This is a genomic window from Streptomyces sp. NPDC060000 (assembly GCF_042737375.1).
Lineage (GTDB): Bacteria > Actinomycetota > Actinomycetes > Streptomycetales > Streptomycetaceae > Streptomyces.
Genome location: NZ_JBHWUU010000014.1, coordinates 36,507 through 60,283, shown reverse-complemented (window position 1 = coordinate 60,283; position 23,777 = coordinate 36,507). Strand labels below are relative to the sequence as shown.

The following is a 23,777-nucleotide window of genomic DNA, read 5'->3' as shown; positions in this document are numbered from 1 at the left end:
GCCCCCGCCGGCACCTGGCCGCCCACGGCTTCGTGCTGGAGACGCTCGCCTGACCGCTCCAGGGAAGGGACGACCTGAGCGGGCGCGGCAGGCTGCCGAGTGCCTCCGGGCGGGCCGGACGCGGCCGCGCTGCCCACGCGCCCCAAGTGCTCCCTCACTCCGGCCTCCCCCGATCAGGGAGTTTGATCGCTGATCCCCCGCCTGCGCCCTTCGGCGTCCGGCAGCGTTGGCGTCTGCAACGGGACACCGTCCAAGGCGTCCTGTAGGACCAGGAGGAGACACATGCGAGGTACGAGGGCCCTCACCGCGAGCGCGCTGGCGCTGACTCTGGCAACCGGTATCGGCTGGACCGCCCAGGCATCCGCCGACCACACCCCCGCCAGCGCACCCGCACAGGCCCGGGTCGTCGACGGCTACCAGATCGTCAAGCTGCCCAACGCGAACGTGCCGAACTTCCAGCGCCGCACCGTCTACTGCCCGGCGGGCAAGCACGTGATCGGCGGAGGCGCCGAAGCCCAGGGCAACGACGCGATCCTCGTCGGCAGCTTCCCCACCGACGACGCAACCGGCTGGGTCGCCCTCGGCCGGCAGAACAGCTACAGCACGGTCGGCATCAGCGTCTACGCCATCTGCGCCAACGTCTGACCGCACCTCCAGGCCGGAGAGCCCCACAACCCCACAGCCCGGCTCTCCGGCCTCCATCGCCCCGCCCCGGACACTCGGCGGCGGGGCTCTGGAGGTTGCTGCCTCCGGCGCGTACACCGGCGCGAGACGCGGATCCTCCTCCGCCTTCTCCCTCGCCTGGCGCGGATCTCCTGGCCACGACCGCGGCGACCCTGGTCGTGGCCACCCTCGCCAGCCGCTGGCGTCTGGAGCGCCAACCAGGCCACACCGTCCGGGCTGTACCGAGGAGGGGGCTCGTTCCAAGCCCCCTCCACATGCTGCCCATGCCCCGCCCGGGCTCGCCCGCAGACCCCGGCCCAACCTCGGCCCGCGGCTGACTGTCGTGCCCGCCCTGCCCCGCGTACAGGGCAGGGCGGGGCCTACGCCGCGACCCCGGATGTGGTCCGGCACGGGCCCGGACGCACACCAGCCGGGGGCGGCGCAAAGCCGGACGAGGCGGCTCCCGGTAGGGCGGGACCGGCCGTCAGTCCTTGGCGATGGCCAGGCCGAGGAAGATCCCCACCACCAGCGCGACGCTGCCGACGGCCATGACCGACCACGTCCCCGCCTGCGTCGCGCCGAACGTCGAGGTCATCCCCGCCTGGGTCGCCGCCTGCGTGGCCTGCGCCCCAGCCATGGCCGCCTCCTGAACGGCCAGACCCGTCTCCAGCGTCTGAACCTTGCTCTCCAGTTCCGACTGCTCCATCGTGCGGTTCCTCTCTCACGGCGTGCCGGCCGATCCGGCACCACGGTCCATCGGTTCCCCGCCACGGCGCCACACTCGCGATGGCCATCCGGGGTGCACCCGTTTGCCGACGACGGACGCGTCTCCGGCTCGCCGCGGGCCCAGCCGCCGGGCGCCGCTGCAATAGCTGCGACATGGCCTGGGGCCCCGGAAGACGACAGCCCGGGGCCTCACTCTCAGCCGGCCCGCGCCTCGGGAATGCTGAACACGCCGACAGAGGGCACCCCAGCCACGCCCCCGGATCGGACGCTCGCCGTGCGACAGCCCGCCGGGCGGTCAAGATCAAGTGCCGGCCGGAGGGGCACCGTGCATGCGCATGCCCGGGACGAGATCCTTGGCGCCGCTTACAGCGACCACGACCTGGAACCGACCGCGCACAGGGTGGTGGCGTGGTGTACGGGTTCACCATGCATCGGGGAGACGCCCAGAGAGACAGCAGGGCCTGGCAGTCAGCGCCGAGATCGCGACCAGGAGCGTGGCCACCAGGCAGAAGATCATGACGGTCGCGGCCTCGGCCAGCAGCGGGCGGGTGCGGCCGGCGGGCGCGACCAGGAACGGACACCCACACAGCGAGCCCTCCACGTGCCGCTGGACTGGTCTGCTACTGGCGGTGGCGGCGCGTGGCCTGCCGCGGTGGCAGGGTCATCGTGATTTGGCGGACGAGTTGCTGGAAGCATGCGAGGGACGCGAGGGCGGGCAGGGAGGCCCCGGCGATACCGGTGAGGGTCTTGTCTGCCTGCGCTACGCACAGCATCGTCGCGACGGACGAGAAGAACAGAACGATGAACCATGAGTGCACGGCTCGGCGCTGATGGAGGGCAGTTCGGATGATGGAGAGAGAGGCCACCATCCAAGGGCCGTACACGAGTAGAGGCCACGACGGTACTGTTCCGACACCCGTTCCGGACGTGATGTTCTGCAGCGGCCGGTAGGCCACCATGCCGCCGAAGACGCTGACCATCGCCACGATGACAGCAACGAGCGCGACGATGACGCAGCTGCCGGTCTGCAACCACTTCAGCCGGGCTTTTCGACCCGGGATCTTCCGATGCCCGGCAGACGAGCTTCGGGTGGGCGGCAGTTGAGCGGTGATCTGCGCGAGGTTCTCCATCGGGTCGGTGAAGTCGACGCCGGATGGGGGCTCGCTGCGAGGTGGCGGCACCCTGGCCGGCTGCTCCGCGGGGACAGCCTCCTGCAGGAGATAGGCAAGTTCCTCGACCGGGTCCCAGCCCGCGTCCGGCGCGGTCAGGGGAACCCCTGCGGGGACGTTGTCCGCAGGCCCCCCGTTCCAGCCAGTCCCCGCCCCGGAAGAGTACGCGTCGGCATACCACTCAGGCTGCGCAAAGGAAGGATTCACATAGTCATGATTCACGGAAATGCGTCCCCGTCACGCGCTGTTCGCGTTACGGCCAAGGTTTCCCTGGCCGTTCCACCGCGAATTGAGTTCCTCCTGGATTGCCTCCAGCAGCCCGAACAAATCGCGAAGCAGTGGCTCGGTAATCAGATGTTCGGCCCAGGCGCCGTCCCCGACCGTGGTGGCCTGTACCGGGAGCGTCGAGTGCGCCGCACGAGGGAGGAAAGTGTATTTCCCCACCGTCAGATCACGGACCACAGGCAGATCATCCGTCCTCGCGTTGCGTTGAGGCAGGCCCTGAGACCTTGCGTTCGTCATACCCCTCTAACACCGCTTCCCTCCTCCGGATGCGCGGCAAATGAGTGACCCTGCGTAGGTGAAAACGTGAGTCCTTGATCAATGTCCTATGTATCTCACTCCGCCCTTTTTGGGGCGAGCGGGTTTTCCTTGAAATTGCTGGAGCAGTAAATAGGATTCACCGCCGGTAGAACGGGATGAGTAATCTTGGCGGCTGTGCCGGCGCCGTGGAGACTCAGGAAGCCATGGCACAGCAGTGGCAGGAGGACTTCGAGACCGACGCAGGACCAGACGTACTGAACTGGAGGCGCTGACCAGGAGCCAGAAGACAGGAGCCAGAGGATGGGCGTGCGAGGGGGGCCGTCTTCCTGACCACCGGGATCACTGAAGCCACCGGCATCACCACCCTCAACATCACCTGACCACCGGCACACGGCCAGAAGGTAAGTCCGAGGGCGCGTTCGCCGTGGCCGCGTCAGACCGGTCTGAGGACCTTCTCGGCTGAACCGCCGAGTCCGTCCCCGGCCGCCGGCTCGATGGTCGGCATCACCGCCATCATGCTGTGAGGGGCTGCGTCAGTCCTGCGTGATCACGACCACCTCGTCGCGATCGCTCCAGCGCCGTCGCTCGCCTTTGTCCGGGTTGATACGCACTCCGTGGTCGGGAACGGCCGCGGCCCGGTCGTGGCGGCGGTAACCGATGGCGCATTCGCCCCGTTGCCGCGCCGCTGCGACGACTGTGGCGAAGGACGTCTCACAGTCGGGCAGGACGTACGACGCCGCTGGTCGCAGGTGGATCTGACTGCCTGTGAGGGAGAACAGTTCGTCGAACACGGCGGCCAGGTGGCGGTTCTGGGAGATCTGGGTCATCAGCAAGCCGATGATTTTTCCGCTGATGATGACGTCGGCTCCGGGGCTGATGGGCGCGAGCGTCCGGTTGCGGTCGTCGGTCATCTCGGTAACCACCGGCAACTCCCGTCCGCTTTCCTGCTCCAGCAGGTGCAGAACGAGGAGCGTGACGAGGGTCCGGTTGTCGGCGTCGTCGGGTTGCTGTCCCGGCACGGGGTCCGGCCCAAGCACGACGATGCTGTCGTACGAGTCGATCTCAAGGCACCGTAGTGTCTCGGGCCGGGTGACGTCTCCAGGCCGGAAGGTCATCGTCAGCCGGGGTGCGAAGTCTGAGCCGGCGTCCCGTACCTGCTCGGCCGTCACTTCCTTGTGGTCCGCCACCACGGCAATGACCGAGCCGTGCACGGCACACCGGCCGAACTGCTCGACGATGAGCGGGGCCCGCCGGTTCCAGCCGAGGATCAGGACCCGTTCGGGCTGGGCGTTCGCCGGCTGCCAGGGCGTCATCACCGACTCGTCGACCAGCCCGGAGCAGTCGCTGTGCCGTGCGGTGTCGTCGTCCCGCGTGATGACGATCAGCCGGTCGCCGGGGCCGATCATGGTCTGGGGCGGCGGGTTCAGCGTGGGCCTGCCGTCACGCAGCAGGCCGACCACGCTGGAGGTGGTGAAGGCCAGCAGCGTGTCGCCGAAGGAGCGGCCGATCAGGGCCGGGTCGAAGGTGAGGTAGAACTCGTCTCCGGCGAAGTCCAGGAGGTCGCGGTACACGAGGGAGAGTCCAGGTCGGCGGGCGCACTGGGCGATCAGCCGGGCGGTGATCGCGTCGCTCTCCAGGACAATCCCGCGTGTTCCCGCGGCGAGGGAGGCCGCCAGCCGGTACCGGTCGTCTCTGACGGCGGCGACGACGGGCGGACCTTCATCCTCGCCGAGGGCGGACCGAAGTGCCAGCAGCGTCTTGACCACTTCCGGGTCCGCTGACGGATCGTCGTGGGGCAGCACCAGCACGGAACTGGCCGCGCCGGGGTTGGTCAGGGCGAGCAGGTCGGGGTTGGTGGGGGAGCCGCTACGGCAGACAAGCCGGGTACGGCCGGTGGTTCCCACCTTTCTGCAGAGGGCCTCCTCCATCGTGGTCTTGTCCCGGTCCGCCAGTACTGCCACCGCGCCATACCGCTGATTCGCGTCGGCGGCCACCAGTTCGCTCACCACCGTGAACACCTGCTCCGACCAGCCCAGCACTACCGAGTGCCCCTGCTCGATGACGGTGGAGTGGCCCCGCCGCAGCGCGGTGAGCCGCTCGGTGAGCCCGGTGGTGATCAGACCGACGAGGGTGGAGACATACACCAGAGCGACCAGGGCGAGCAGTACTGACAACAACACGCGCAAAAGCGGGCCTGTCGCCCCGCCGAGCCGCAAAGTCTCTCCAGTGAGACGCCAGATCGCTGCCAGCCTCCCCGAACGGGACGCGGGCGCATGTGGGTCCGTCCACACCAGCACGGCGCTCACCGGGAAGACGACGACGAGGCAGCCCAGAGCCAGCCAGCCGACGAGCGCGGGGGTGCCACGTGCCAAAGTGGTGTCGAACCAGTAGCGTGCCCTGCCTTTGAGTGAAACGCTTCGTGCCACGCCTGCCCCCTGTTCCCCCGGGTTCCGGCGGCGGTAGCCATGCCGCTCCGGTTCGCCCCGCCCGTTCCCCCACCGGCTGCGCACGGCCACGCGGCCACCTGGAAGTGTGCAGACGAGACGGCTGTGACACGCGGATGACCGTAGATCTTCATCCCTTCGGGGGGGGCGTCGCCGAAGGAGCCGCTCCGGCCGACGGCCGACCGGGCATCAGGGGGCGAGGTACCCGTGGGCGCGTCTGTACGGCCGCAGCGCGACGAGCTGGGTCTCCCGGGCCTGGCCAAAGTGCACTGGTTGCCGACCTCCCGCGCCCGCCGCAGTGCGGGCCGGCACGCCCTCTGAAGGGGGAGTCCATGTCGTTGAGACGGCTTCCCCAAGTGAACCGGCGAGGACTCCTCGCGAAACGAGGCCGGCCGCGAGCACCGCTGCTCGTGCTCGCCGCGTGAGAAGTTCCCTGGTCATGGAGGTCCTTCCGCGTTTCCCGAGGATGTGGTCGGAGTCGGTTGCGGGGGGCGTACCGCCGTGGGGAGCCGGGATGGGATCGGCTTCGCACGCGCCCTCCCCGGCTGGTGGCGGTCTTCGAACACGGCCGGCGCGACGACGATTACGGCGGCGACGACGGCCGACAGGTAGGCCGGTGCCGCCGTGGTGACCGCGCCTCCGACGATCAGGGCGGACAGCGTGACCAGCCGTGCCGGGCTCAAGGCGTCGAACAGGGTCGCCCCGTGCCAGGTCTGCGCCCCGATGTAGAGGGCCGGCCCGCCGAACAGGAGCAGGTTCGTGGTGATGCCGACGTGCTCCACCGGATGTGCGATGACCCGTTCGTCGCCCGCGGCAGCGGCGATGATTCCGGCGACGGAGGCCATGAGGCTGATGACGCCGCTGCGCCCGGCCCTGATGGGGTCCTCGGTCCGCTCGTAGTGGCGGACGACGTGTTCTGAGCGACTGAAGAACAGCCAGAACAACGCGATGGTGCCCGTGAGCGCGACACCGCTGGTCAGCAGGGTCATAGGCTCGTACGGCGCCGCGGTGAGCGCGGTACCGGTGGTCATGATCGTCTCGCCGAACGCGATGATCATGAACAGTCGGCCGCGTTCCAACAGGTGGCCGCCGGCGAAGGCGACCTCTCGTGAGTCCAGCCTGCGGCCGGGCAGCGGATGCGCCGCCCAGGTGCCTGCCAGCTCGATCAGGATCGCCGTGGCCCACCAGGTCAGCCGCGCGCCGCCGTCGACCGCCGCGCCGATCAGCCACAGAGGCGCGGCCGCGACGAACCAGACCAGGACGCGGATGAAATGTTCCTGGTTGACCCGGTCGAGGCCGACGGTGAGCAGCCATACCGTCCGGCCGACGTGAATGAGCAGGAAGGTGGTGACGAAGACCCAGCCGGCGTCGCCGAAGGCGCGTGGGATCGCCGCGTTCATGAACAGCCCCGCGAGCATGACCGCGAGCAGCATCCGTCGCGTCCGCGGGTTCTCGGCGGGGACGAGGGTGACCGCCCAGGTGGTGTACGCCCACACCGCGTACACGGCGAGGTAGAGCACGAGCGCCTGAGCGGCGCCGGTCCAGGTGGGGTGTACGAGGAGCCGGTGCGACAGCTGGCCGATCGCGAAGACGTAGACCAGGTCGAAGAACAGCTCCAGCGGCGTGACCTCCCGGCGCGCCGGGGCGCTGGTCAACTGCACGGTGACTCTCCTCGGTGCGGGGGGCGTCCCGACTTCGTCGTGACTCCTGTGGGGCCGGTGTCCGTGTGAAAAGTCAGTCGGCGAGGAAGGCGTTCACCTGGCCGGCGAAGTCCTCGGCGTGCTGGAAGAGGAAGGCGTGCCCGGCGTCGCTGTAGGCGACGAGGGTGGCGTCGGGCAGGTGCTGGACTGCGGTGTACGCGGCCAGCGCGGGGATCATCGCGTCCTGCATGCCGGTGGCGTACAGAACGGGCTGCCGGATGGTCGCCAGGTCCGCCCGCACCTGCTCGAAGGGGATCGACGCGTCCTTCTGGATCGCGGTGATCTGGCCCATGGCCGCCGCCTCGGACACGTCGGGGCGTCCGGTGGCGAGCCGGGTGGCCACCCTGGCGAGGTGCTCGTATCCGGCGGCGCGGCCGGTGTCCGTCTCGGGGAAGAACAGGAACACCAGGTCGTCCCCGGTGACCTCGGGCTTGGTCATGGTGGCGCCGACCTTCGGGTTCGGGTCGGGGGCGCCGGGGACCTGCCCGCCCGGACTGGCGGCGGCCACGACCAGCCTGCGCACCAGGTCGGGTCGCAGACGGGTGATGTGCTGGGCGACGGTGCCGCCCAGCGTCCAGCCCAGCAGGTCCACCTGGGGCAGGCCGAGGGCCTCGATGAACTCGACGGTGCCGTCGGCCAGTCCCTCGACCGAGTCCCGCGGGGTGCCGGTGGTGTAGCCGGTGCCGACGTTGTCGAACACGATCACGTCATGGCGGGCGGCGAGGTGGTCCAGGAACTCCGGATCCCACCAGTCGAGGGTGCCGCGGACCCGGTTCAGCAGGACCAGCGGGACGCCGCCCCGCGGACCGAGGCGCCGGTAGGTGAACGTCGCGGAGGGGCCTTCCACGGTGAGGTCCTCGGCCGCGTCCGACTGATAGGTGCTCATGGCGGGCTTCGCTTTCCTGTCGCTGTCTCTCGGGGGTCTGGCGGGGGCTGGTGGGGTCTGATGGGGTCGGTCAGGCGGGCAGGTGGTTGAGCTTGCGCAGCTGCTGGTCGAAGATGCGGGAGGGGACCACGCGGCGCATGGTGCGGACGCGTCCGGTCATGGCGCCGGCGGTGTAGCGCAGTTTCGGCTTGGCGTCGGTCGCCGCCGCGACGATCTCCTTGGCGACGACGGCGGGGTCGTCGCCGTCCTTGACCGCGCCGGCCATGTACTCCTCGAAGACGTGCCGCTGCTTCGCGTAGACGTCCAGGGGCTGGTCGGGCCGCACGCTGGCCGCGTCGAACGCGGTGTTGGTCCAGGCGGGTTCGACGAGCAGGGACCGTACGCCGTACTCGCGGACCTCGTGGTCGACGGACTCCGAGTAGCCCTCGACGGCGTGCTTGGAGGCGGCGTAGACCGCCATGTAGGGCTGTGGCATGAAGCCGACGATGGACGAGATGTTGATGATCCGTCCGCTGCGCCGGGCGCGCATGTGCGGCAGGACGGCGTTGGCCATACGGATGACGCCGAAGACGTTGATGTCGAAGAGGCCCTGCGCCTGTGCGGCGGAGCTCTCCTCGGCGGCGCCCGCCGAGCCGATGCCGGCGTTGTTGACCAGGACGTCGATCCGGCCGAACCGGTCGATGACCTCGCCGACCGCGGCGGTCACCGACGCGTCGCTGGTCACGTCGAGGTCGACGAAGGTCACGCCGTTCACGGGGGTGACGTGCGCGGTGTTGCGGCTGGTGCCGACCACGTCGTAGCCCCTCGCGGCCAGCGCGAGCGCGGCTGCCTTTCCGATGCCGGAGGACGCACCCGTGACGAGGGCTACCGGTCGTGTCGTCGTTGCCATTTCGGACTCCTGACTCAAGGGATCGCGTGTGCTTCGCCGTGGAGAGGGGCCGCTTCCGGTAACCCTCAATCGGTTTCACCAATGTATCAGGTTTATCTGTAGCGGCAACAGAAGAGCAACAATTAGTTGATTATCCGTATCGTCAACGTATCTCCTGTGGGGAGTCAAGAGAGGGGTCGATGCTGGCGGGCGGGGTCTCGCCGAGGCGCCCGGCCGGGACCGGTGCGTACCGGCCGACCTGCGGCGGAGCGGGCTACGAGCGGGCTCCGGCGGTCCGGGCGATCTCCCCCGGCGGGGTGCCCGCGGGGGCGCGGGTGAGGCGGTGGGTCCGGAGGGCCCGTCCTGCGCGGTCGGCGACCGTGTCGCCCTGTCTCTGTCGGCCGGCGGGCAGGGTGGCCTCCGTGCCGGTTTGCCGCGGTGGGGATCGGTAGTGCCGTCCGCCCAGCCTTGCCGCCCGGGCGGGAGGCGGGGGTGGCGGCGCCGATCCTTCAGGTGGGCGGAGCCGTGCTCGACCGGCGACCGGGCGGCGGCGACAAGGACCCGTTCCGACGATGTGGCAGGGAGTGGTCCGGACGGCCGTGGCGGCCGGTGACCACTGCCGGGCCGGCATCGGATTCGCTGTCGTCGAGTCCGACAGATCCCATCGCGGGAGCGGCCCGGATACGAAACGGCCGGAACGCGGTTTGCCGATCATGGACCGACGGACAGGCTGAACAGGCTCAGCCCCATCCACCCGGTGGGCAGGCCCAGTTGATCGCGGACATCCGGGTGCAGGTGATCCAGGACGCCATGGTGGTGCCCGGCAGGAAGAGCGGGAGGAAGGAGGCTCGACGGCGTCGGCATACGGCGCGGTCTGTCAGGGGGGAGCTCCGCCGGGCTCGGAACAACGGTCCGCAAGGCGATATGTCGGATCGCTTGCCGAGTAACTGCACACCCGGCAAGCGCCCGACTGCTTCTCGTCGGTGACCGTGTCTCGGCGGAGACGCGATCAGCGGTCGAGGAAGGCGTTCACCTCGGCGCCGAACTTGGCGGCGTACTGGAAGAGGAACCCGTGGCCGGCGTTCGGGTAGATGCTGAGCTGCTCGTTGGGGAGGTGCTCGGCCAGCAGGTGGGAGTTCTTGGGGGGCCTTGATGCGCAGGTTGGAGGCGGTGGCGGCGCTCTGGGTGTTCTGCGTCTGAGTGACCGGGTGGCGGGTGACGCTCGAGCTGTCGCTCACTGCTGTCGCCGCACTCGGCGCGGCGCCGGCCACAGCGGCGACGACCGACATGGTGGCCAGCGCCACCGCGGAGCGTCGGGAGATGCAGGGCGCCTAGTTTTGTTGTGGGCATGTCAATTCTTTGCCGGGGTCGGGGGTCTTCTCCGGCGGCGGGCGGGTGTCGGTCGTGAGCGACGGCCGTGCGGGCGACTGCTACGGCGGTGTGGTGCGATCTCTTATCCGTGTCGCTAACGTATCAACTATCTCCAGAGTTGCGACACTGAAGAATCAATTAACGAGATATTCGTAGCGTTCGCGTATCCTCTAGAAGGGACTGAGTAGCGAACCAGACAGGAGACAGACATGGGCCGAGCACTGCGGGCAGATGCCGAGCGCAGTGTGCGCGCGATTCTGGAGGCGGCCGAGCAGGTCTTCGCCCAGGACGCCGGCGCCTCCATGGAACAGGTCGCCGAGGCGGCGGGGCTGACCAGGATCACTGTTCACCGCCGGTTCGCGAACCGGCAGGCACTGCTGGAGGCGCTCGCCGTCTCCGCCAAGCAGCAGCTCGTCGACGCCATCGAGGAAGCCCGGCCGGACGCCGCTCCCGCACTCGTGGCGCTGCACCGGGTGACGGCGAACGTCCTACGGGTCAAGAACACCTGGCGCTTCACCCTCAGCCACGCCACGGCGCACACCCCCACCGCAGCCGCCCTCTGGGACGAGATCAACACCCACACCGTCGACCTCATGAACCGGGCACAGCGCGAAGGGCTGCTCGCCCCGGACGCAGACCTGGAGTGGACGCGGCAGGTGTACTACGCCCTCCTCAACGAAGCCATCAACAGGCCCGGAGTGGAGCAGGACCCTGCCGCACAGGACCCGGACACACAGGCCACGCTCGTCATCGACACCCTCCTGCACGGCGCAGGGCCACGCGGCTGAGCCGCAACGGCCCGACAGAACGCGGTATCCATCGATCCGGCTGCCGGCGCCGCCGAAGCGTGTCAGCGGTGCTCATGCGGGAGGCTTCGAGCTGCTTTTCTGGACGATGCCTGATCGATGATCTTCAGCCGGTCCGTCGCGAGTAGCGGAACCGCTGTGGATCAGGACTTATCTTCTCCGCGAGTCAGGTGCGAGCCGAGCAGGTCGGCATCGCCAGGTGCTGACCGCCGCAGCCGCAGCCGCAGCCGCAGCGCATCACAGCGTTGCGGTCGTGCCCTCCCCGGAGGCGCTGCCCACGAGCCACTCGTTCCAGCCCAGGTTGAAGTCGGCGTAGCCGTTGTCGGCCGGGGCCTTGGCACGGGGCGAGCCGCTGATGGTGACGGGATCGCCCTGCTTGACCTGGCCGTAGAACCACTTGGCGTCCGACATGGACAGGTGGACGCAGCCGTGCGAGCCGCGGGCGCTGCCGCTGCCCGGATTCGGGTCGCCGGTCGAGTAGTGCACGTATGTGCCGGACTGGGTCAGGTGGACGTCCCAGGGCAGCGTCAGGTCGTAGTAGTTGGGGCTGCCCTTGTCGCAGCTGATACCGACGCTGCAGGAGGTCATGTGGACCTTCTCCTCTTTGTCGATGACGGCCATCGTGCCGTTCCACGTCGGATACTCGGCGCTGCCCGCGTTGATCGACAGGGTGCGCAGGGCCGTGCCGTTCCGGGTCACCTTCATGGTGTGGCCGGTCACCGACACTTCCGCGCGGACGTCGTCACCGATCTTGAAGGTGTGCGTGTAGTTGCGCACGCCGAAGCGCCCGTTGCCGTTGGCGACGCCCGTCATGTCAGCGTCGACCTTCACGGTCGTGCCGGAGGGCCAGTACGCCTTCGGGCGCCAGTCGGCGCGCTTGTCGCCGAACCAGTGCCAGGCACCGGCCACCGGTTGCGAGGCACTCACCTTCATGTGCTTCTCGACCGTGGCCCGCGCCTTGGCCGCCACCGGGTTCGTGAAGACCACCGAGATCGGCATGGCGACGCCGACCGTGGTTCCCGTCTGCGGGGTGATGGTCTCCAGCAGCATCGGCGGGCCCGCGGGCTTCGTCGGTGACGGCGAGGAGCTGGCACTCGGGTGCCCCGACGCCTTTGCATCGTCGCCGCTCGCCTTGTCACTGCCGCCCCCGCCGCAGGCGCTCGCGCCCACCAGCATCACACCCGTGACGAGTGCGATCCCTATGCCGCCCTTGCGCCGTCCCACGACCTGCCCCGCTCTCTCTCGCTCTTCGGCCCTGACGGGCCCGACTCACTGTCAGACACCGAGGGTGTGGCCCGCAGTTGCGTGTGGCGCGTAAAACGTGTCCCAAGACTCGGTGCGCACCGCCGGACCGGAGACCGTCAGGGCCGGCGTCACCGGCTGTTGCCGGCGCACCTGCCGGTTGCCCCGCCAGGGTCTGTCCAACCATGATTTCTGTACCGACGAGCGGCAGAGGGCGGGACTGCTTGACCTTGCCGAGGTTCTCGAAGCGTGTGCGGCGATACCGGGCGGCGACGTGTGGTTCATGGGGGACTGGCCAGGCCTGTTGTGAACGGTGTGCTGTGGGTGCCGGCTGCCGGGTGCCAGGTGTGAAGTGCCAGGTGTGAAGTGCCAGGTGTGAGGTGCGAGTGCGGGGTGTCGGAGGGGGCTGGAGCCCGGCGGTTGGAGGCGCAGGTTCCACTGCTTCACCGGGCCCCAGTCATGAGGCCTGGTGCCCGTGAAGGTAGTGGTTACACCATTTGCCCGGAGAGATGTCCTGAAGCGGACATGCCTGTGGGCCCCGGGTGTTCCCGGAGCCCACAGGCCGACTGCTTATTCTGGTGTGTTACCAGCGATACCAGCGGCCCTTGCGGCCACCCGTGTCCGCACTGCGCATGACGAAGCCCAGCAGCCAGACGACCAGCACGATGACGGCGATCCACCAGAGTGCCTTCAGTGCGAAACCCGCGCCGAAGAGGATCAGAGCCAGCAGGAGAACAAGAAGCAGGGGAACCATAGTTATCAACCTCCGTCGCTCCTTGTGCCCGGCAAATCGAAGTACACACGGCCGATTCACCTGGTTTCTTCATCACTCCTGCGGGCAGTCGGTCCGGTTTCCCCAGCGGGACGCAACCCGCGCCGGGTGTCAGCCGTCGGCCACGAGCACGGACGTGATGGCGAAGAGCCCCCAGCGCGGCAGCGGTAGCGCGTCGCGGGCCCGTTCGTCATTCGGAGGCGGTCGGGGAGAGGAGGTTCCAGCCCGCCTCGGGGTCGAGCGGCAGGTCGGGGCGGTCGCGCTTGAACGTCTCGGCCTGTTCCTCGAGCTTCGGCAGGGCGTGGTCGGGTGCGCCGAAGCCGCGGAACAGGGTCGCGCAGTACTCACGGGACAGGAACGACGCGTCCCAGTTCCCGTCCGTCCGCACCCATTGGTAGGTGTGGTTGTGCAGATTGAGGAACTGGAGCGTGGCCAGCCGTGGCGGCATCGCACGGAAGGTGCCCTGATCGACGGCCTCCGCGAGCAGCCCCGAGATCAGCTGTTCGAAGTCGGCCCGCTGGCCCAGCAGAGCTTTCAACTCCGCGCCGCTCAGACTGCGGTAGTCGTGCTCGTAGACCCAGATGTGGTCGAGCCTGCGGAAGATGATGGTGAGCAGCGATTCGGACAGCAGACGCAGCCGCAGCAGGGGATCCGTGTCGAGTTCCGCGATCTGGCGGGCGCGGGAGAGCAGCGGCCCCATCACCCGCGACTGGATCTCGACGAGCAGGTTCTCCTTGGAACCGATGTAGTAGTACAGGGCTCCCTTGGCGAGGCCGACCGCCCGGCCCAGGTCGTTGATGGACGTCGCCGCGTAACCCTGCTGGGCGAACAGCGACGCCGCGATGTCGATGATCTTCTGGCGTCTGACCTCGAAGCCCGGTCCATGGCCCGGCGGTCGTGGCATCGCTTCTCTCCCCGCATGACGTGACGACGTCGGTCGAAGGCGACTCCCGGGACCACGACGGACGGCTTTTCGGCAGATCCGGGGGAAGCGGACTCCGGGCATCGCTTGGTTTGCTAGACCAGACGGTACGTCAAAGGGGCGGACCGGGGTGCCGCGGCCGTACAGGGTGGTCGTGGGCCGGCCGGGGCGTGGCCGGGGCGGCTGACCGACCGGGGGCCGGGCGGGTCCGGGCGCCGCCACCCGCGAGACACTCGTGCTGTGACGGGTGTCTCCAGTGAGGAGTGACGCATGACCACGGTAGGTATCGCCACCGGCGCGGGTCGCGGGACGGGAGAGGCGTGCGCGAGGCGCCTCGCCGACATGGTGGACGTGCTGCTGCTCGCCGACCGCAACGAAGCGGCCGCGGCCGCGGTCGCGAAGGACCTGTCCGGCCGGGGCGCGAAGGCCGTCGCCGAGCCGTTCGCGGCGGACGTCACCGACGCGGATGATCTCGCCCGGCTGGCCCAGCGGGTCACGGAGCTCGGCACGCTGCGGGCGGTCGTGCACGCCGACGACGTCGCGCCGGAGGAGGCCGGCTGGCGCCGGATCCTCGAGGTCGACCTCGTCGGAACCGCGCTGGTCGCCGAGGCGCTCCGCCCGCTGGCCGGCGCCGGTACGGCGTTCGTGTACTGCGCCTCGGTGTCCCCGCTGATCGCTCACATCGACCCCGATCCGGCGGTCGCGGCCGTTCTCGACGATCCGCTCCAGGAGGATTTCCTCGACCGGATCCGCGACGCGATCGGCCCGGCCGTCGAGGATCTCGCCTGGGCGTACCCGTGGGCCACGTACGGCGTGCACCGGTTCGCCCGCGCCGAGGCCGTGCGGCTCGGGCCGGTGGGCGCTCGCGCATGTTCCCTGTCGCCCGGTGCCATCGACACCCCGGGCACCCGGCTGGAGGCGGCCCGGCACGAGTCGGTACGGCAGCTCATCGGGCGCACGCCGCTGGGCCGCACCGGCCGCTACGACGAGGTCGCCGCCGTCGCCGCGTTCCTGGTGTCGGACGGGGCGAGCTTCGTGAGCGGCGTCGACATCGTCGTCGACGGGGGCCTGTGCGCGGCGGTGCAGGACGAGTGACGCCGGGTGCCGGGCTCCCCGGGCCTGACCTCGGGAGACCGGCCCGGGAGGACATCGACTTGATCTCCTCGACGGCGGCCGGGTGCCGTGGCGTGCCGTAAGCAGGCGGCCGGATGCTGAGACGTGCCGTAAGCCGGCCGCCGGGGTGCCGTGGCGTGTCGTCAGGCGACGGCCGGGCCTGGACCGACGGGGGGCTTGGACCGGCGGGCGGGGCCCGGAGCGGTGGGTGTGTCTGGACTGGTGGGCGGGCGTGGGGTGGTGGGCGAGCCGTGAGGCGCGGGTGGGTCTGGGGTGGTGGGCGGACTCGGACCGGGTGGGTCTGGGTCGGCGCGGGGGATTGGAGCGGCGGGCGGGCGGCCCCGGCCGGTGGGGTGTCGGGCGGGAGTGCGTCACTCCTCATGGCCGTCGTCGATCTCGTCGACCAGACCCCACCGCCGGGCGGTGGCGGCGTCCACCCGGGCGCCGCTCAGCATCATCCACGCCGCCCGCCACCGCCCGATCCGCCGCGGCACGCTCACCGTGCCGCCGGCACCCGGCACCAGACCCATCGCTACCTCGGGCAACTGGAAGAACGCCCCGGGTGAGGAGACCAGACGTCCCGCGAAGGCCGCCAGTTCCGTACCCGCGCCCACCGCCGCGCCCCGCACCCGGACCGTCACCCGGTCCCGCATCCGGTCGATCAGCCGCCAGGGCGCCCGGTCCAGCCGTACCAGATACGCCGCGACGAGATCCGCGGCCGTCCCGAACTCGGACAGATCGCCGCCGCCGGAGAACACCGGTCCGGCACCGGCCAGTTCGACCCGGTCGATCGTTGCGTCGAGCAGGGCGAGCTCCAGGGCCTCGAACAGTTCCTCCCGCATCCGGAAGCTGAACGCGTTGCGGCGGTGCGGGCGGTCGAGCAGGACGGACAGCCGGTCGTCCTCCCGCCGGACCCGGACCAGTGGCCCGTCCTCCGGAGAGGCCCGGGGCGTACCCCGGCGCGCTTGCGGTTCGGCCGTGCCCCGGTCGGCGAGCCAGGACGCGAACTCCGTCCCGCCGAGCAGCATCGAGTACGCCGCGGCCTCGGCCGCCAGGCCCTGGAGGGTGCCGAGTCGTGGCGTCTGGCGCAGCAACTGGCCCAGAGCCAGGCCTGCCCGGGGACGGCGTTCGACGAGCCGTGCCAGTTCGGCGTACGAAAGAAGCGGATCGGGGACGGGTACCAGCTCCCGCGCCCCTGCGCCGACCCCTGGTCCCGCCAGGGTCAGTGTCACCGCCTCCAGCAGCGGTCGCAGCCGGTCGGGCGGCTGCCGGGTCGCGATGCCGAAGGTCAGCGGCAAGGAGTCGGCCAGCCGGGCGGCCTCGGCCTCGACGCGGCTCGCGGCGGCGTCGTGCCAGTCGTCCAGCACCAGGCACCGCACGGGGCTCCCCACCCGCCCGTCGGAACCGAGCATCAGTCCTTCGTCGTTGTACATCGGGCTCATCGGCCCAGTCTGGGCGTACCCGGTCGGTCCCGGTAGCCGGGACCGTCCCGGGTACCGGGCGTTGCGGTGACCTAGCGTCAGACGTGCACGACGAGTCGGCGGCGCGGACCTCCTCGGTCGCGGCGTGAACCTCTTCAGTCCTGACACCGGGTGCCAGAGCCTTCCGGGCATCCGACGGGAGTGGTCCGCGGCACACGACCGCGGCGCCGCGCGCTGCCTAGGGAGAGTCGCATGAACGAACCCAGCTCCACCCTGTCCGAAGTGGCCGTCACCGAGGCCGTCACCGGCGCCGTCACCGAGGCCGTGAACGCGGCCGCCACGGAGACCGTCACCGAGGCCGATCTCAAGACCGGGCCCGGGGCCGGGGCCGGTGTGCGGGCCGACGCCGAGGCGGACGGGGGCGCCGCCCCGCCGTCGCTGATCGAGGCCGAGGATCTTCTGGAGGAGATCTCCATCGACGGCATGTGCGGCGTCTACTAGGCGCCGCCGTATGACGGATACGGACCTCGACCGCGCCTGGGACCTGCACCCGCAGGTCTCGGTGCGGCCCGAACCGTTCGGCGCGCTGCTCTACCACTTCGGCACCCGCAGACTCTCGTTCCTCAAGGACCGCCGGCTCCTGGCCGTCGTCCAGGGCCTCGCCCACGCGCCCACGGCCCGTGCCGCCTGCCGGGCCGCGGGCCTCGGAGAGGACGAACTGCCCCGCTACGGCCGGGCCCTCGCCGTCCTCGTCCGGTCGTCGATGGTCGTCGGAAGGACCTCATGACCACCACGTCCCGGCTGGTCGACCTGTTCGAGCACGGGCTCGACGCACCGATCTGCCTCACCTGGGAACTCACCTACGCCTGCAACCTGGCCTGCACCCACTGCCTGTCCAGCTCCGGGCGGCGCGATCCACGCGAGCTGAGCACCGTCGAGGCCAAGGCCGTCATCGACGAACTGCGGGCCATGCAGGTCTTCTACGTCAACATCGGCGGCGGTGAGCCCACGGTCCGCGCCGACTTCTGGGAACTCCTGGACTACGCCACGGCACACCAGGTGGGAGTGAAGTTCTCCACCAACGGCGTCCGGATCACCCCCGAGGCCGCCGAGCGCCTGGCCCGTAACGACTACGTGGACGTCCAGATCTCGCTCGACGGCGCCACCGCCGACGTCAACGACGCGGTACGCGGCCCCGGTTCGCACGCCACGGCGCTGCGGGCGATGGAGAACCTCGCCGTCGCCGGAATGAGTGACTTCAAGATCTCCGTGGTCTGCACCCGGCACAACATCCCGCAACTGGACGGGTTCAAGGCGCTGGCCGACCGCTTCGGCGCCCAACTGCGGCTGACCCGGCTGCGCCCCTCCGGACGCGGCGCCGACGTCTGGGACGACCTGCGTCCGACGGCCGCGCAGCAACGGGCCCTGTACGACTGGCTGTTGGCGCACGGCGAGAACGTGCTGACGGGGGACTCCTTCTTCCACCTGGCCGGGTACGGCCGGGCGCTGCCCGGCCTCAACCTGTGCGGCGCGGGACGCGTCGTCTGCCTGATCGATCCGGTCGGCGACGTGTACGCCTGCCCGTTCGCCATCCACGAGGAGTTCCTCGCCGGGAACGTACGCGAGCCGGGCGGCTTCTGCGGGGTGTGGCGCGGCTCCGAGCTGCTGCGGCGGCTGCGCACCCCGCAGCACGGCGGAGCCTGCGCCTCCTGCGCCTTCTACGACATCTGCAAGGGCGGATGCATGGCCGCGAAGTTCTTCACCGGGCTGCCGCTGGACGGCCCCGACCCCGAGTGCGTGCGGGGGCACGGTGAGGCGCTGCTGGCCGGGCGCGACGGAACCCGGCTGCCCAAGCCGTCCGGCGACCACTCCCGCAGGACCGTGGATCTCGTGCTCGGCCGCCGGCCGCCGGTCACCGACTGCGACGAGAACCCGCTGGCCGGGCATGCCCCGCAGCAGGCCGGAAAGGACGCGGCACATGCCTAGGAACCCCTGGTTCGAGTCGGTCGCCGAAGCCCGGCGCAGGGCCCGCAAGCGGCTGCCGGCGCCGGTGTACGGCGCGCTCGTCGCGGGCTCGGAGGGCGGTCGTACGATCGACGCCAACGCGGCGGCCTTCGCCGAACTGGGCTTCGCCCCACGGGTCGTCGGCCACCACGCCCGGCGCGACCTGACCACGACGGTCCTGGGCGTGCCCACCGCGCTGCCCGTGCTCATCTCGCCGACCGGGGTACAGGCCGTCCACCCGGACGGGGAGGTGGCCGTGGCCCGGGCCGCCGCGAGCCGGGGCGTCATCATGGGTCTCAGCTCGTTCGCGAGCCGGCCCGTCGAGGAGGTGGCCGACGCCCGGCCGGACCTCTTCTTCCAGCTCTACTGGAGCGGCACGCGCGAGGCGATGGCACGGCGCATGGACCGGGTCAGGGCCGCCGGCGCGAAGGCACTCATCGTCACCCTCGACTGGTCCTTCTCCCACGGCCGCGACTGGGGCAGCCCCGCCGTCCCGGACAGACTCGACCTCAGGACCATGCTGCGGTTCGCCCCCGAGGCACTGTCCCGGCCCGGGTGGCTGTGGCGGTACGCCAGGTCCGGCCGTCTCCCCGATCTCACCGTGCCCAACATGGGCGTTCCCGGCGGCACGGCGCCCAGCTTCTTCGGCGCCTACGGCGAGTGGATGCAGACCACACCCCCGACCTGGCAGGACGTCGAATGGCTCGTGGAGGAGTGGGGCGGGCCCCTGCTCCTCAAGGGCGTGACCCGGGTCGACGACGCCAAGCGGGCCGTCGACGCCGGGGTGTCGGCCCTGTCCGTCTCCAACCACGGCGGCAACAACCTGGACACCACCCCCGCCACCGTCCGGATCCTCCCCTCCATCGCCGAGGCCGTCGGCGACCGGATCGAAGTCCTCCTCGACGGCGGCGTGCGCCGTGGCGGCGACGTGGCGAAGGCACTCGCCCTCGGCGCCCGTGCCGTCCTGATCGGCCGCGCGAGCCTGTGGGGCCTCGCGGCGAACGGTCAGGCCGGTGTCGAGAACGTGCTGGACATCCTGCGCGGCGGGCTCGACTCGGCCGTACTGGGTCTCGGGCACTCCTCCGTCCACGAACTGGGGCCCGAGGACCTGGTGATACCTCCGGGCTTCCCGCTGACCCTGGGCGGCGCGGACCTACCGGCCACTCCTGTGGCGGGCCCGGCCGGCACCGGGTCCCCGGTCGCCTGAGCATGTCCGTCCCCGGACGCCCGAGCAGGTCCCCGGAGGCCGCACCACGGGTCCTGGCCGTCGCCGCCTGGCCGGCCGTCCCGTCCGGCGCGCTCGTCCTGGTTCCGGTCGGGTCCACCGAGCAGCACGGCCCGCACCTGCCCCTCGACACCGACACCGTCATCGCCCACGCCGTGGCGCGGCGGACGGCCGACGCCCTCGCCACGCGGCCGTACGGGCCACCGCTGGTGGCACCGCCGCTCCCGTACGGTGCCAGCGGCGAGCACGCGGACTTCCCGGGGACCGTCTCGATCGGGCACGAGGCACTGCGCGCGGTGATCGTGGAACTTGTGCGCTCGCTGGCCCGCTGGGCGGACCGCGTCGTGTTCGTCAACGGCCACGGCGGCAACACGGCCACCCTCGACACGGCCCTCGGACTGCTGCGCGCCGAGGGCCACGACGCCGTCTGGACCGGCTGTGAGGTACCGGGCGGGGACGCGCACGCCGGCCGCGCCGAGACCTCCGTGCTGCTGCATCTGGCCCCGGAGCGGGTGCGACTCGACGCCGCCGTCGCCGGTGACCCCCGGCCACTGGCCGCGCTGCTGCCGGAGCTGAGGGTCCGGGGCGTCCGCGCCGTCTCGCCCTCCGGGGTCCTCGGTGATCCCGCCGGGGCCTCGGCCGCGGAGGGCCGCCGGGCGTCGGACGCGATGGTGGCCGCGACGGTTCGCCGTGTCACCGCGTGGACCTGCGACACCAGGGGCCGCCTCACGGACCCCGGCCGCCCCGAAGCCGTACGCCGATGACGCTTCCGTCTGCTCCCGGGCAGCACCCGGTCGGCCGAGCAGGGCAGCGCGACGGCTGCGGCAGGCGTCGTCACTTTGGCCGACATCGTTCTTGCGCACCAGTGTGACGGCACTGCGCGCGACCCGCTCCGGCACGGCGTCGCCCGGCGTCCCGACGACCTCGTCCACGGGGCCGGAGTGTGGATCCCGGGCCCCGAACAGCCGCGCCGGCACCGTGCCGTGGCCCTGTGCCACGCATGGCGACGGCTCAGTCCCGGTCAGCGGAAAGCGTGCAGCGGGTGCCGGTCCCGGGCCCCGACACTGTGGCCATCCCGCCGCCGGCGACGCGCGGCACTCGCGATGGATCAGTCACCAGGAGGTGTACGGCGTGACGCATGAAGTGGTCGGTCGTGTCGAGGAGCTGGGTGCCGAACTGTCCGCACTCGCCGACGAGAACGAGTCACTCGGCAAGCTGAGCGACCGGACCGTCGAACTGCTCCGCTCCACGGGGGTCGTACGGTTGCTCCAACCCAAGGAGTTCGGCGGATTCGGCGCCCATCCACGGGACTTCGCCGAAGCGGTGATGGCCGTGGCGCGGCAGGACGGGGCCGCCGGGTGGGTGTGCGGCGTCGTCGGGGTCCACCCGTGGGAGCTGGCCCAGATGGACCCCCGGCTCGCCCACGAGGTGTGGGACGACGACCCGGACACCTGGATCGCCTCGCCCTACATGCCCAACGGCATCGCCGAACCGGTGGACGGCGGCTATGTGCTGAGCGGACGCTGGCCGTTCTCCTCGGGCAGCGACCACTGCGGCTGGGACTTCCTCGGCGCGCTCCTGGGGGACGGCAGGGGCAAGCCCGCCGGGCCCATCACGGTGCTGCACGTGGTGCTGCCCCGCTCGGACTACGAGATCGTCGACGGCACCTGGGACGTCATCGGACTGTCGGGCACCGGCAGCAAGGACGTCGTCGTGGACAAGGCGTTCATTCCCGGACACCGCGTCATCAGGCAGGAGGCGGTGCAGGACGGAGCGGCCGCGGAGGCGGTCGGGCTGACCGACACCCTGTACAAGCTGCCCTTCAGCTCGATGTTCCCGCTCGGGATCACCGCGGCGGTCATCGGCATCTGCGAGGGCGCGCTCGCGGTCCACCTGGCCCAGCAGCGCGACCGGGTGGCCGTCACCGGCGTCCAGGTGCGCGACGACCCGTACGTCCTCTACGCCGCCGGGGAGGCCGCGGCGGAGATCGCCGCCTCCCGCGTGCAACTCATCGACGGGATCAGCCGGTTGTACGACCAGGTGGAGGCAGGCCGGCCGATCACCCTCGAGGACCGGGCGAACGTACGGCGCAATCAGGTCCGTTGTGCCTGGCGGGCCGTCTCCGCCCTGGACGAGATCTTCGCGCGGTCCGGCGGGAACGCGATCCGGCGGGGCAACCCGATCCAGCGGTTCTGGCGGGACGCGCACGTCGGGCTTCAGCACATGATCCATGTGCCCGGCGCCGCGTACCACGCGAACGCCCTGGCCCAGATGGGACTTGAGCTGCCCGAGTCGATGCGCATCCTGATATGAGCGACGGGGCGGCCCACTTCCGGACGGCGGCCCACTCCCGGACGGCGGACCCGACCGCGACGGCGGACCCGACCGCCACCGCAGCCGCCACCGCGGACGTAGACGTAGACGCAGCCGCCACCGCAGCCGCGGTCGACGGGCGGTGGTTCCGTGACGTCCTGGGCAACTTCCCCACGAGCGTGGTCGCGATCACCACCACGGACGTGGGCGCCCGGCCGCACGGGATGATCGTCGGCACCTTCACCTCCGTGTCCCTGGACCCGCCCCTGGTGTCCTTCCTGGCGGACCGGTCCTCCACGACCCTGCGGACGATCAGGACCGCGGGCCGCTTCTGCGCCAACGCGCTCGCGGGCGACCAGGAACGGCTGTCCCGGAAGCTGGCCTCCGGTCCGGCGCTGGAACGGTTCGCGGACGTGACCTGGCGGGCGTCACCGCTGGGAGATCCCGTGCTGGACGGGGTCGTCGCATGGGTCGACTGCACCGTGGAGCAAGCCGTCGAGATCGGTGATCACCTGCTGGTTGTCGGGCGGGTCCGCGACCTGCGCGTCGAGTCGATGAAGACCCCGCTGCTGTTCTTCCGGGGCGGATACGGCGACTACCTGTCGAGCGAGGCACTGCTGCTCGACAGGCTCGTCGGCTGGGACGAGACAGGCCGGTAGACACAAGGAGCCGCAGATGAAGAAAGACCTCTACATAAGACTCGAACGCGTGTCGGTGTGGTGCGGGGTCGTCCTGATGGTGGGCTTCCTCGCCGCCTTCACCATCGGCCACATCACTCCGCCGATGAGTCCGACGGAGAGCCCCGACGATATCGTCACGTTCCTCGAGGACCACCGCACGGGGATCCTCACCTGTGTCGCGCTGATGGTGCTGCTCGTCCCGTTCGAGTACCCCTACGTCGTCGTGACGAGCCTCCAGCTCCGCCGGGTCGAAGGGGGCTGGGGCCTGCTCTCCATGATCCAGCTCACCACGGGCGTGGTCGCACCGCTGGGGTTCTTCTTCCCGCTCGCGATCCTCGCCGCCGCGGCCTACCGGCCGGGAATCCACACCGCAGACGTCCTGTCCGCGATGACCGACACCTTCTGGCTCATGTTCGTGGGCAACGCCTGCATCTTCGTGCTCCAGGTCTGGTCGATCGGCTACGCGTCGTTCATCGACGACCGTGCGGAACCGATCTTCCCGCGCTGGTACGGCTGGCTCAGCATGGTGCTGGGGGTGCTCCTCGTCCCGGGCGCCTTCGTCTTCCTCAACCGGACCGGACCGCTGGCCTGGAACGGACTTCTCGCCTACGCGCTTCCCTCGGCCGCGTACTTGGTCTGGAAGATCGCGACGCCGTGGGTCCTGCTCCGGGCGGTGAGGTCCGAGGAGAAGGAGATCGCCGAGACGGCCGAGGCCCGACCGGTGACCGTGTAGGACAGGGACCGTGAAGGACAGGGACCGCGTAGGGCTGGGGCCCGGTAGGACGTAGGACAGGAACCCGGCAGGACAGGCGGAACCTCTGTGGCCGTGGCCCCCCCGAGCCACCGCGGGCACCGGCCCCAAGGGGTTGGCGGCCGGGAGGGTAAAAAAAAAAGACGCATACCACCACC

Annotated in this window: 22 protein-coding genes and 1 pseudogene; 11 read left to right on the top strand and 12 right to left on the bottom strand. The window is 70.5% G+C overall.

The window, feature by feature from the left end:
- The first annotated feature begins 282 nt into the window (after positions 1-282).
- A complete protein-coding gene (locus ACFWBB_RS10415) occupies positions 283-645 on the top strand; it encodes a hypothetical protein (RefSeq protein WP_385269189.1) in 363 nt (120 codons plus the stop codon).
- A gap of 502 nt (positions 646-1,147) precedes the next feature.
- Here ACFWBB_RS10415 and ACFWBB_RS10410 read toward each other — a convergent pair.
- The 8 genes and pseudogenes from ACFWBB_RS10410 to ACFWBB_RS10375 all read right to left on the bottom strand — a co-directional run bounded on the left by ACFWBB_RS10410 (position 1,148) and on the right by ACFWBB_RS10375 (position 9,020).
- Positions 1,148-1,369, bottom strand: a complete 222-nt coding sequence (locus tag ACFWBB_RS10410; protein WP_385269187.1) for a hypothetical protein — start codon at positions 1,367-1,369, stop codon at positions 1,148-1,150.
- Positions 1,370-1,855: 486 nt separating this feature from the next.
- A pseudogene (locus tag ACFWBB_RS10405) lies at positions 1,856-1,960 on the bottom strand (ABC transporter permease); the annotation flags it as partial.
- 49 nt (positions 1,961-2,009) lie between these two features.
- On the bottom strand, positions 2,010-2,780 hold the full coding sequence (locus tag ACFWBB_RS10400; protein WP_385269185.1) for a DUF2637 domain-containing protein: 771 nt from the start codon (positions 2,778-2,780) through the stop codon (positions 2,010-2,012).
- A gap of 15 nt (positions 2,781-2,795) precedes the next feature.
- Entirely contained in the window at positions 2,796-3,020 is a 225-nt protein-coding gene (locus ACFWBB_RS10395) for a hypothetical protein (protein ID WP_385269183.1), read from the bottom strand.
- 614 nt (positions 3,021-3,634) lie between these two features.
- Complete coding sequence (locus ACFWBB_RS10390; protein WP_385269181.1) at positions 3,635-5,527, bottom strand: NAD-binding lipoprotein; 1,893 nt, start codon at positions 5,525-5,527, stop codon at positions 3,635-3,637.
- A 455-nt stretch (positions 5,528-5,982) separates the two neighbouring features.
- Positions 5,983-7,206 carry a low temperature requirement protein A gene (locus tag ACFWBB_RS10385; protein WP_385269179.1) on the bottom strand — a complete coding sequence of 408 codons (1,224 nt, stop codon included), beginning with the start codon at positions 7,204-7,206 and terminating at the stop codon, positions 5,983-5,985.
- 73 nt (positions 7,207-7,279) lie between these two features.
- A complete protein-coding gene (locus tag ACFWBB_RS10380; protein WP_385269177.1) occupies positions 7,280-8,131 on the bottom strand; it encodes an alpha/beta fold hydrolase in 852 nt (283 codons plus the stop codon).
- A gap of 70 nt (positions 8,132-8,201) precedes the next feature.
- On the bottom strand, positions 8,202-9,020 hold the full coding sequence (locus ACFWBB_RS10375) for an oxidoreductase (RefSeq protein WP_385269175.1): 819 nt from the start codon (positions 9,018-9,020) through the stop codon (positions 8,202-8,204).
- Between the two features lie 1,559 nt (positions 9,021-10,579).
- Here ACFWBB_RS10375 and ACFWBB_RS10370 point away from each other — a divergent pair.
- Complete coding sequence (locus tag ACFWBB_RS10370) at positions 10,580-11,158, top strand: TetR/AcrR family transcriptional regulator (RefSeq protein WP_385269173.1); 579 nt, start codon at positions 10,580-10,582, stop codon at positions 11,156-11,158.
- A 255-nt stretch (positions 11,159-11,413) separates the two neighbouring features.
- On the opposite strand, the gene ACFWBB_RS10365 is transcribed toward ACFWBB_RS10370, so the two are convergent.
- The 3 genes from ACFWBB_RS10365 to ACFWBB_RS10355 form a co-directional block, all read right to left on the bottom strand.
- Entirely contained in the window at positions 11,414-12,352 is a 939-nt protein-coding gene (locus ACFWBB_RS10365; RefSeq protein ID WP_385269271.1) for an Ig-like domain-containing protein, read from the bottom strand.
- Between the two features lie 649 nt (positions 12,353-13,001).
- Positions 13,002-13,172 (bottom strand): DUF5670 family protein, encoded by a 171-nt coding sequence (locus ACFWBB_RS10360; RefSeq protein WP_030933194.1) that lies wholly within the window; start codon positions 13,170-13,172, stop codon positions 13,002-13,004.
- Between the two features lie 208 nt (positions 13,173-13,380).
- Positions 13,381-14,094 carry a TetR/AcrR family transcriptional regulator gene (locus ACFWBB_RS10355; protein WP_385269170.1) on the bottom strand — a complete coding sequence of 238 codons (714 nt, stop codon included), beginning with the start codon at positions 14,092-14,094 and terminating at the stop codon, positions 13,381-13,383.
- Between the two features lie 288 nt (positions 14,095-14,382).
- Between ACFWBB_RS10355 and ACFWBB_RS10350 the strand changes: the two genes are divergently transcribed.
- A complete protein-coding gene (locus ACFWBB_RS10350) occupies positions 14,383-15,207 on the top strand; it encodes an SDR family oxidoreductase (protein ID WP_385269168.1) in 825 nt (274 codons plus the stop codon).
- Between the two features lie 389 nt (positions 15,208-15,596).
- On the opposite strand, the gene ACFWBB_RS10345 is transcribed toward ACFWBB_RS10350, so the two are convergent.
- Positions 15,597-16,667, bottom strand: coding sequence for an enoyl-CoA hydratase/isomerase family protein (locus tag ACFWBB_RS10345; protein ID WP_385269166.1), 1,071 nt, complete (start codon positions 16,665-16,667; stop codon positions 15,597-15,599).
- A gap of 231 nt (positions 16,668-16,898) precedes the next feature.
- Here ACFWBB_RS10345 and mftA point away from each other — a divergent pair, with 231 nt between their 5' ends.
- The 8 genes from mftA to ACFWBB_RS10305 all read left to right on the top strand — a co-directional run bounded on the left by mftA (position 16,899) and on the right by ACFWBB_RS10305 (position 23,601).
- Positions 16,899-17,147 carry a mycofactocin precursor MftA gene (gene mftA / locus ACFWBB_RS10340; protein WP_385269164.1) on the top strand — a complete coding sequence of 83 codons (249 nt, stop codon included), beginning with the start codon at positions 16,899-16,901 and terminating at the stop codon, positions 17,145-17,147.
- Between the two features lie 10 nt (positions 17,148-17,157).
- Complete coding sequence (gene mftB, locus ACFWBB_RS10335) at positions 17,158-17,433, top strand: mycofactocin biosynthesis chaperone MftB (protein ID WP_385269162.1); 276 nt, start codon at positions 17,158-17,160, stop codon at positions 17,431-17,433.
- A complete protein-coding gene (gene mftC / locus ACFWBB_RS10330) occupies positions 17,430-18,632 on the top strand; it encodes a mycofactocin radical SAM maturase (protein WP_385269160.1) in 1,203 nt (400 codons plus the stop codon). The genes mftB and mftC overlap by 4 nt, the downstream gene beginning before the upstream one ends.
- Complete coding sequence (gene mftD / locus ACFWBB_RS10325) at positions 18,625-19,857, top strand: pre-mycofactocin synthase MftD (RefSeq protein ID WP_385269157.1); 1,233 nt, start codon at positions 18,625-18,627, stop codon at positions 19,855-19,857. The genes mftC and mftD overlap by 8 nt, the downstream gene beginning before the upstream one ends.
- A gap of 2 nt (positions 19,858-19,859) precedes the next feature.
- Complete coding sequence (mftE, locus tag ACFWBB_RS10320; protein WP_385269155.1) at positions 19,860-20,639, top strand: mycofactocin biosynthesis peptidyl-dipeptidase MftE; 780 nt, start codon at positions 19,860-19,862, stop codon at positions 20,637-20,639.
- 367 nt (positions 20,640-21,006) lie between these two features.
- A complete protein-coding gene (locus ACFWBB_RS10315; protein WP_385269153.1) occupies positions 21,007-22,188 on the top strand; it encodes a hydroxylase in 1,182 nt (393 codons plus the stop codon).
- Positions 22,185-22,847, top strand: a complete 663-nt coding sequence (locus ACFWBB_RS10310; RefSeq protein ID WP_385269151.1) for a flavin reductase family protein — start codon at positions 22,185-22,187, stop codon at positions 22,845-22,847. Before ACFWBB_RS10315 ends, ACFWBB_RS10310 begins: the two co-directional genes overlap by 4 nt.
- A 16-nt stretch (positions 22,848-22,863) precedes the next feature.
- Positions 22,864-23,601 (top strand): hypothetical protein, encoded by a 738-nt coding sequence (locus ACFWBB_RS10305; protein WP_385269149.1) that lies wholly within the window; start codon positions 22,864-22,866, stop codon positions 23,599-23,601.
- Positions 23,602-23,777 lie beyond the last annotated feature (176 nt).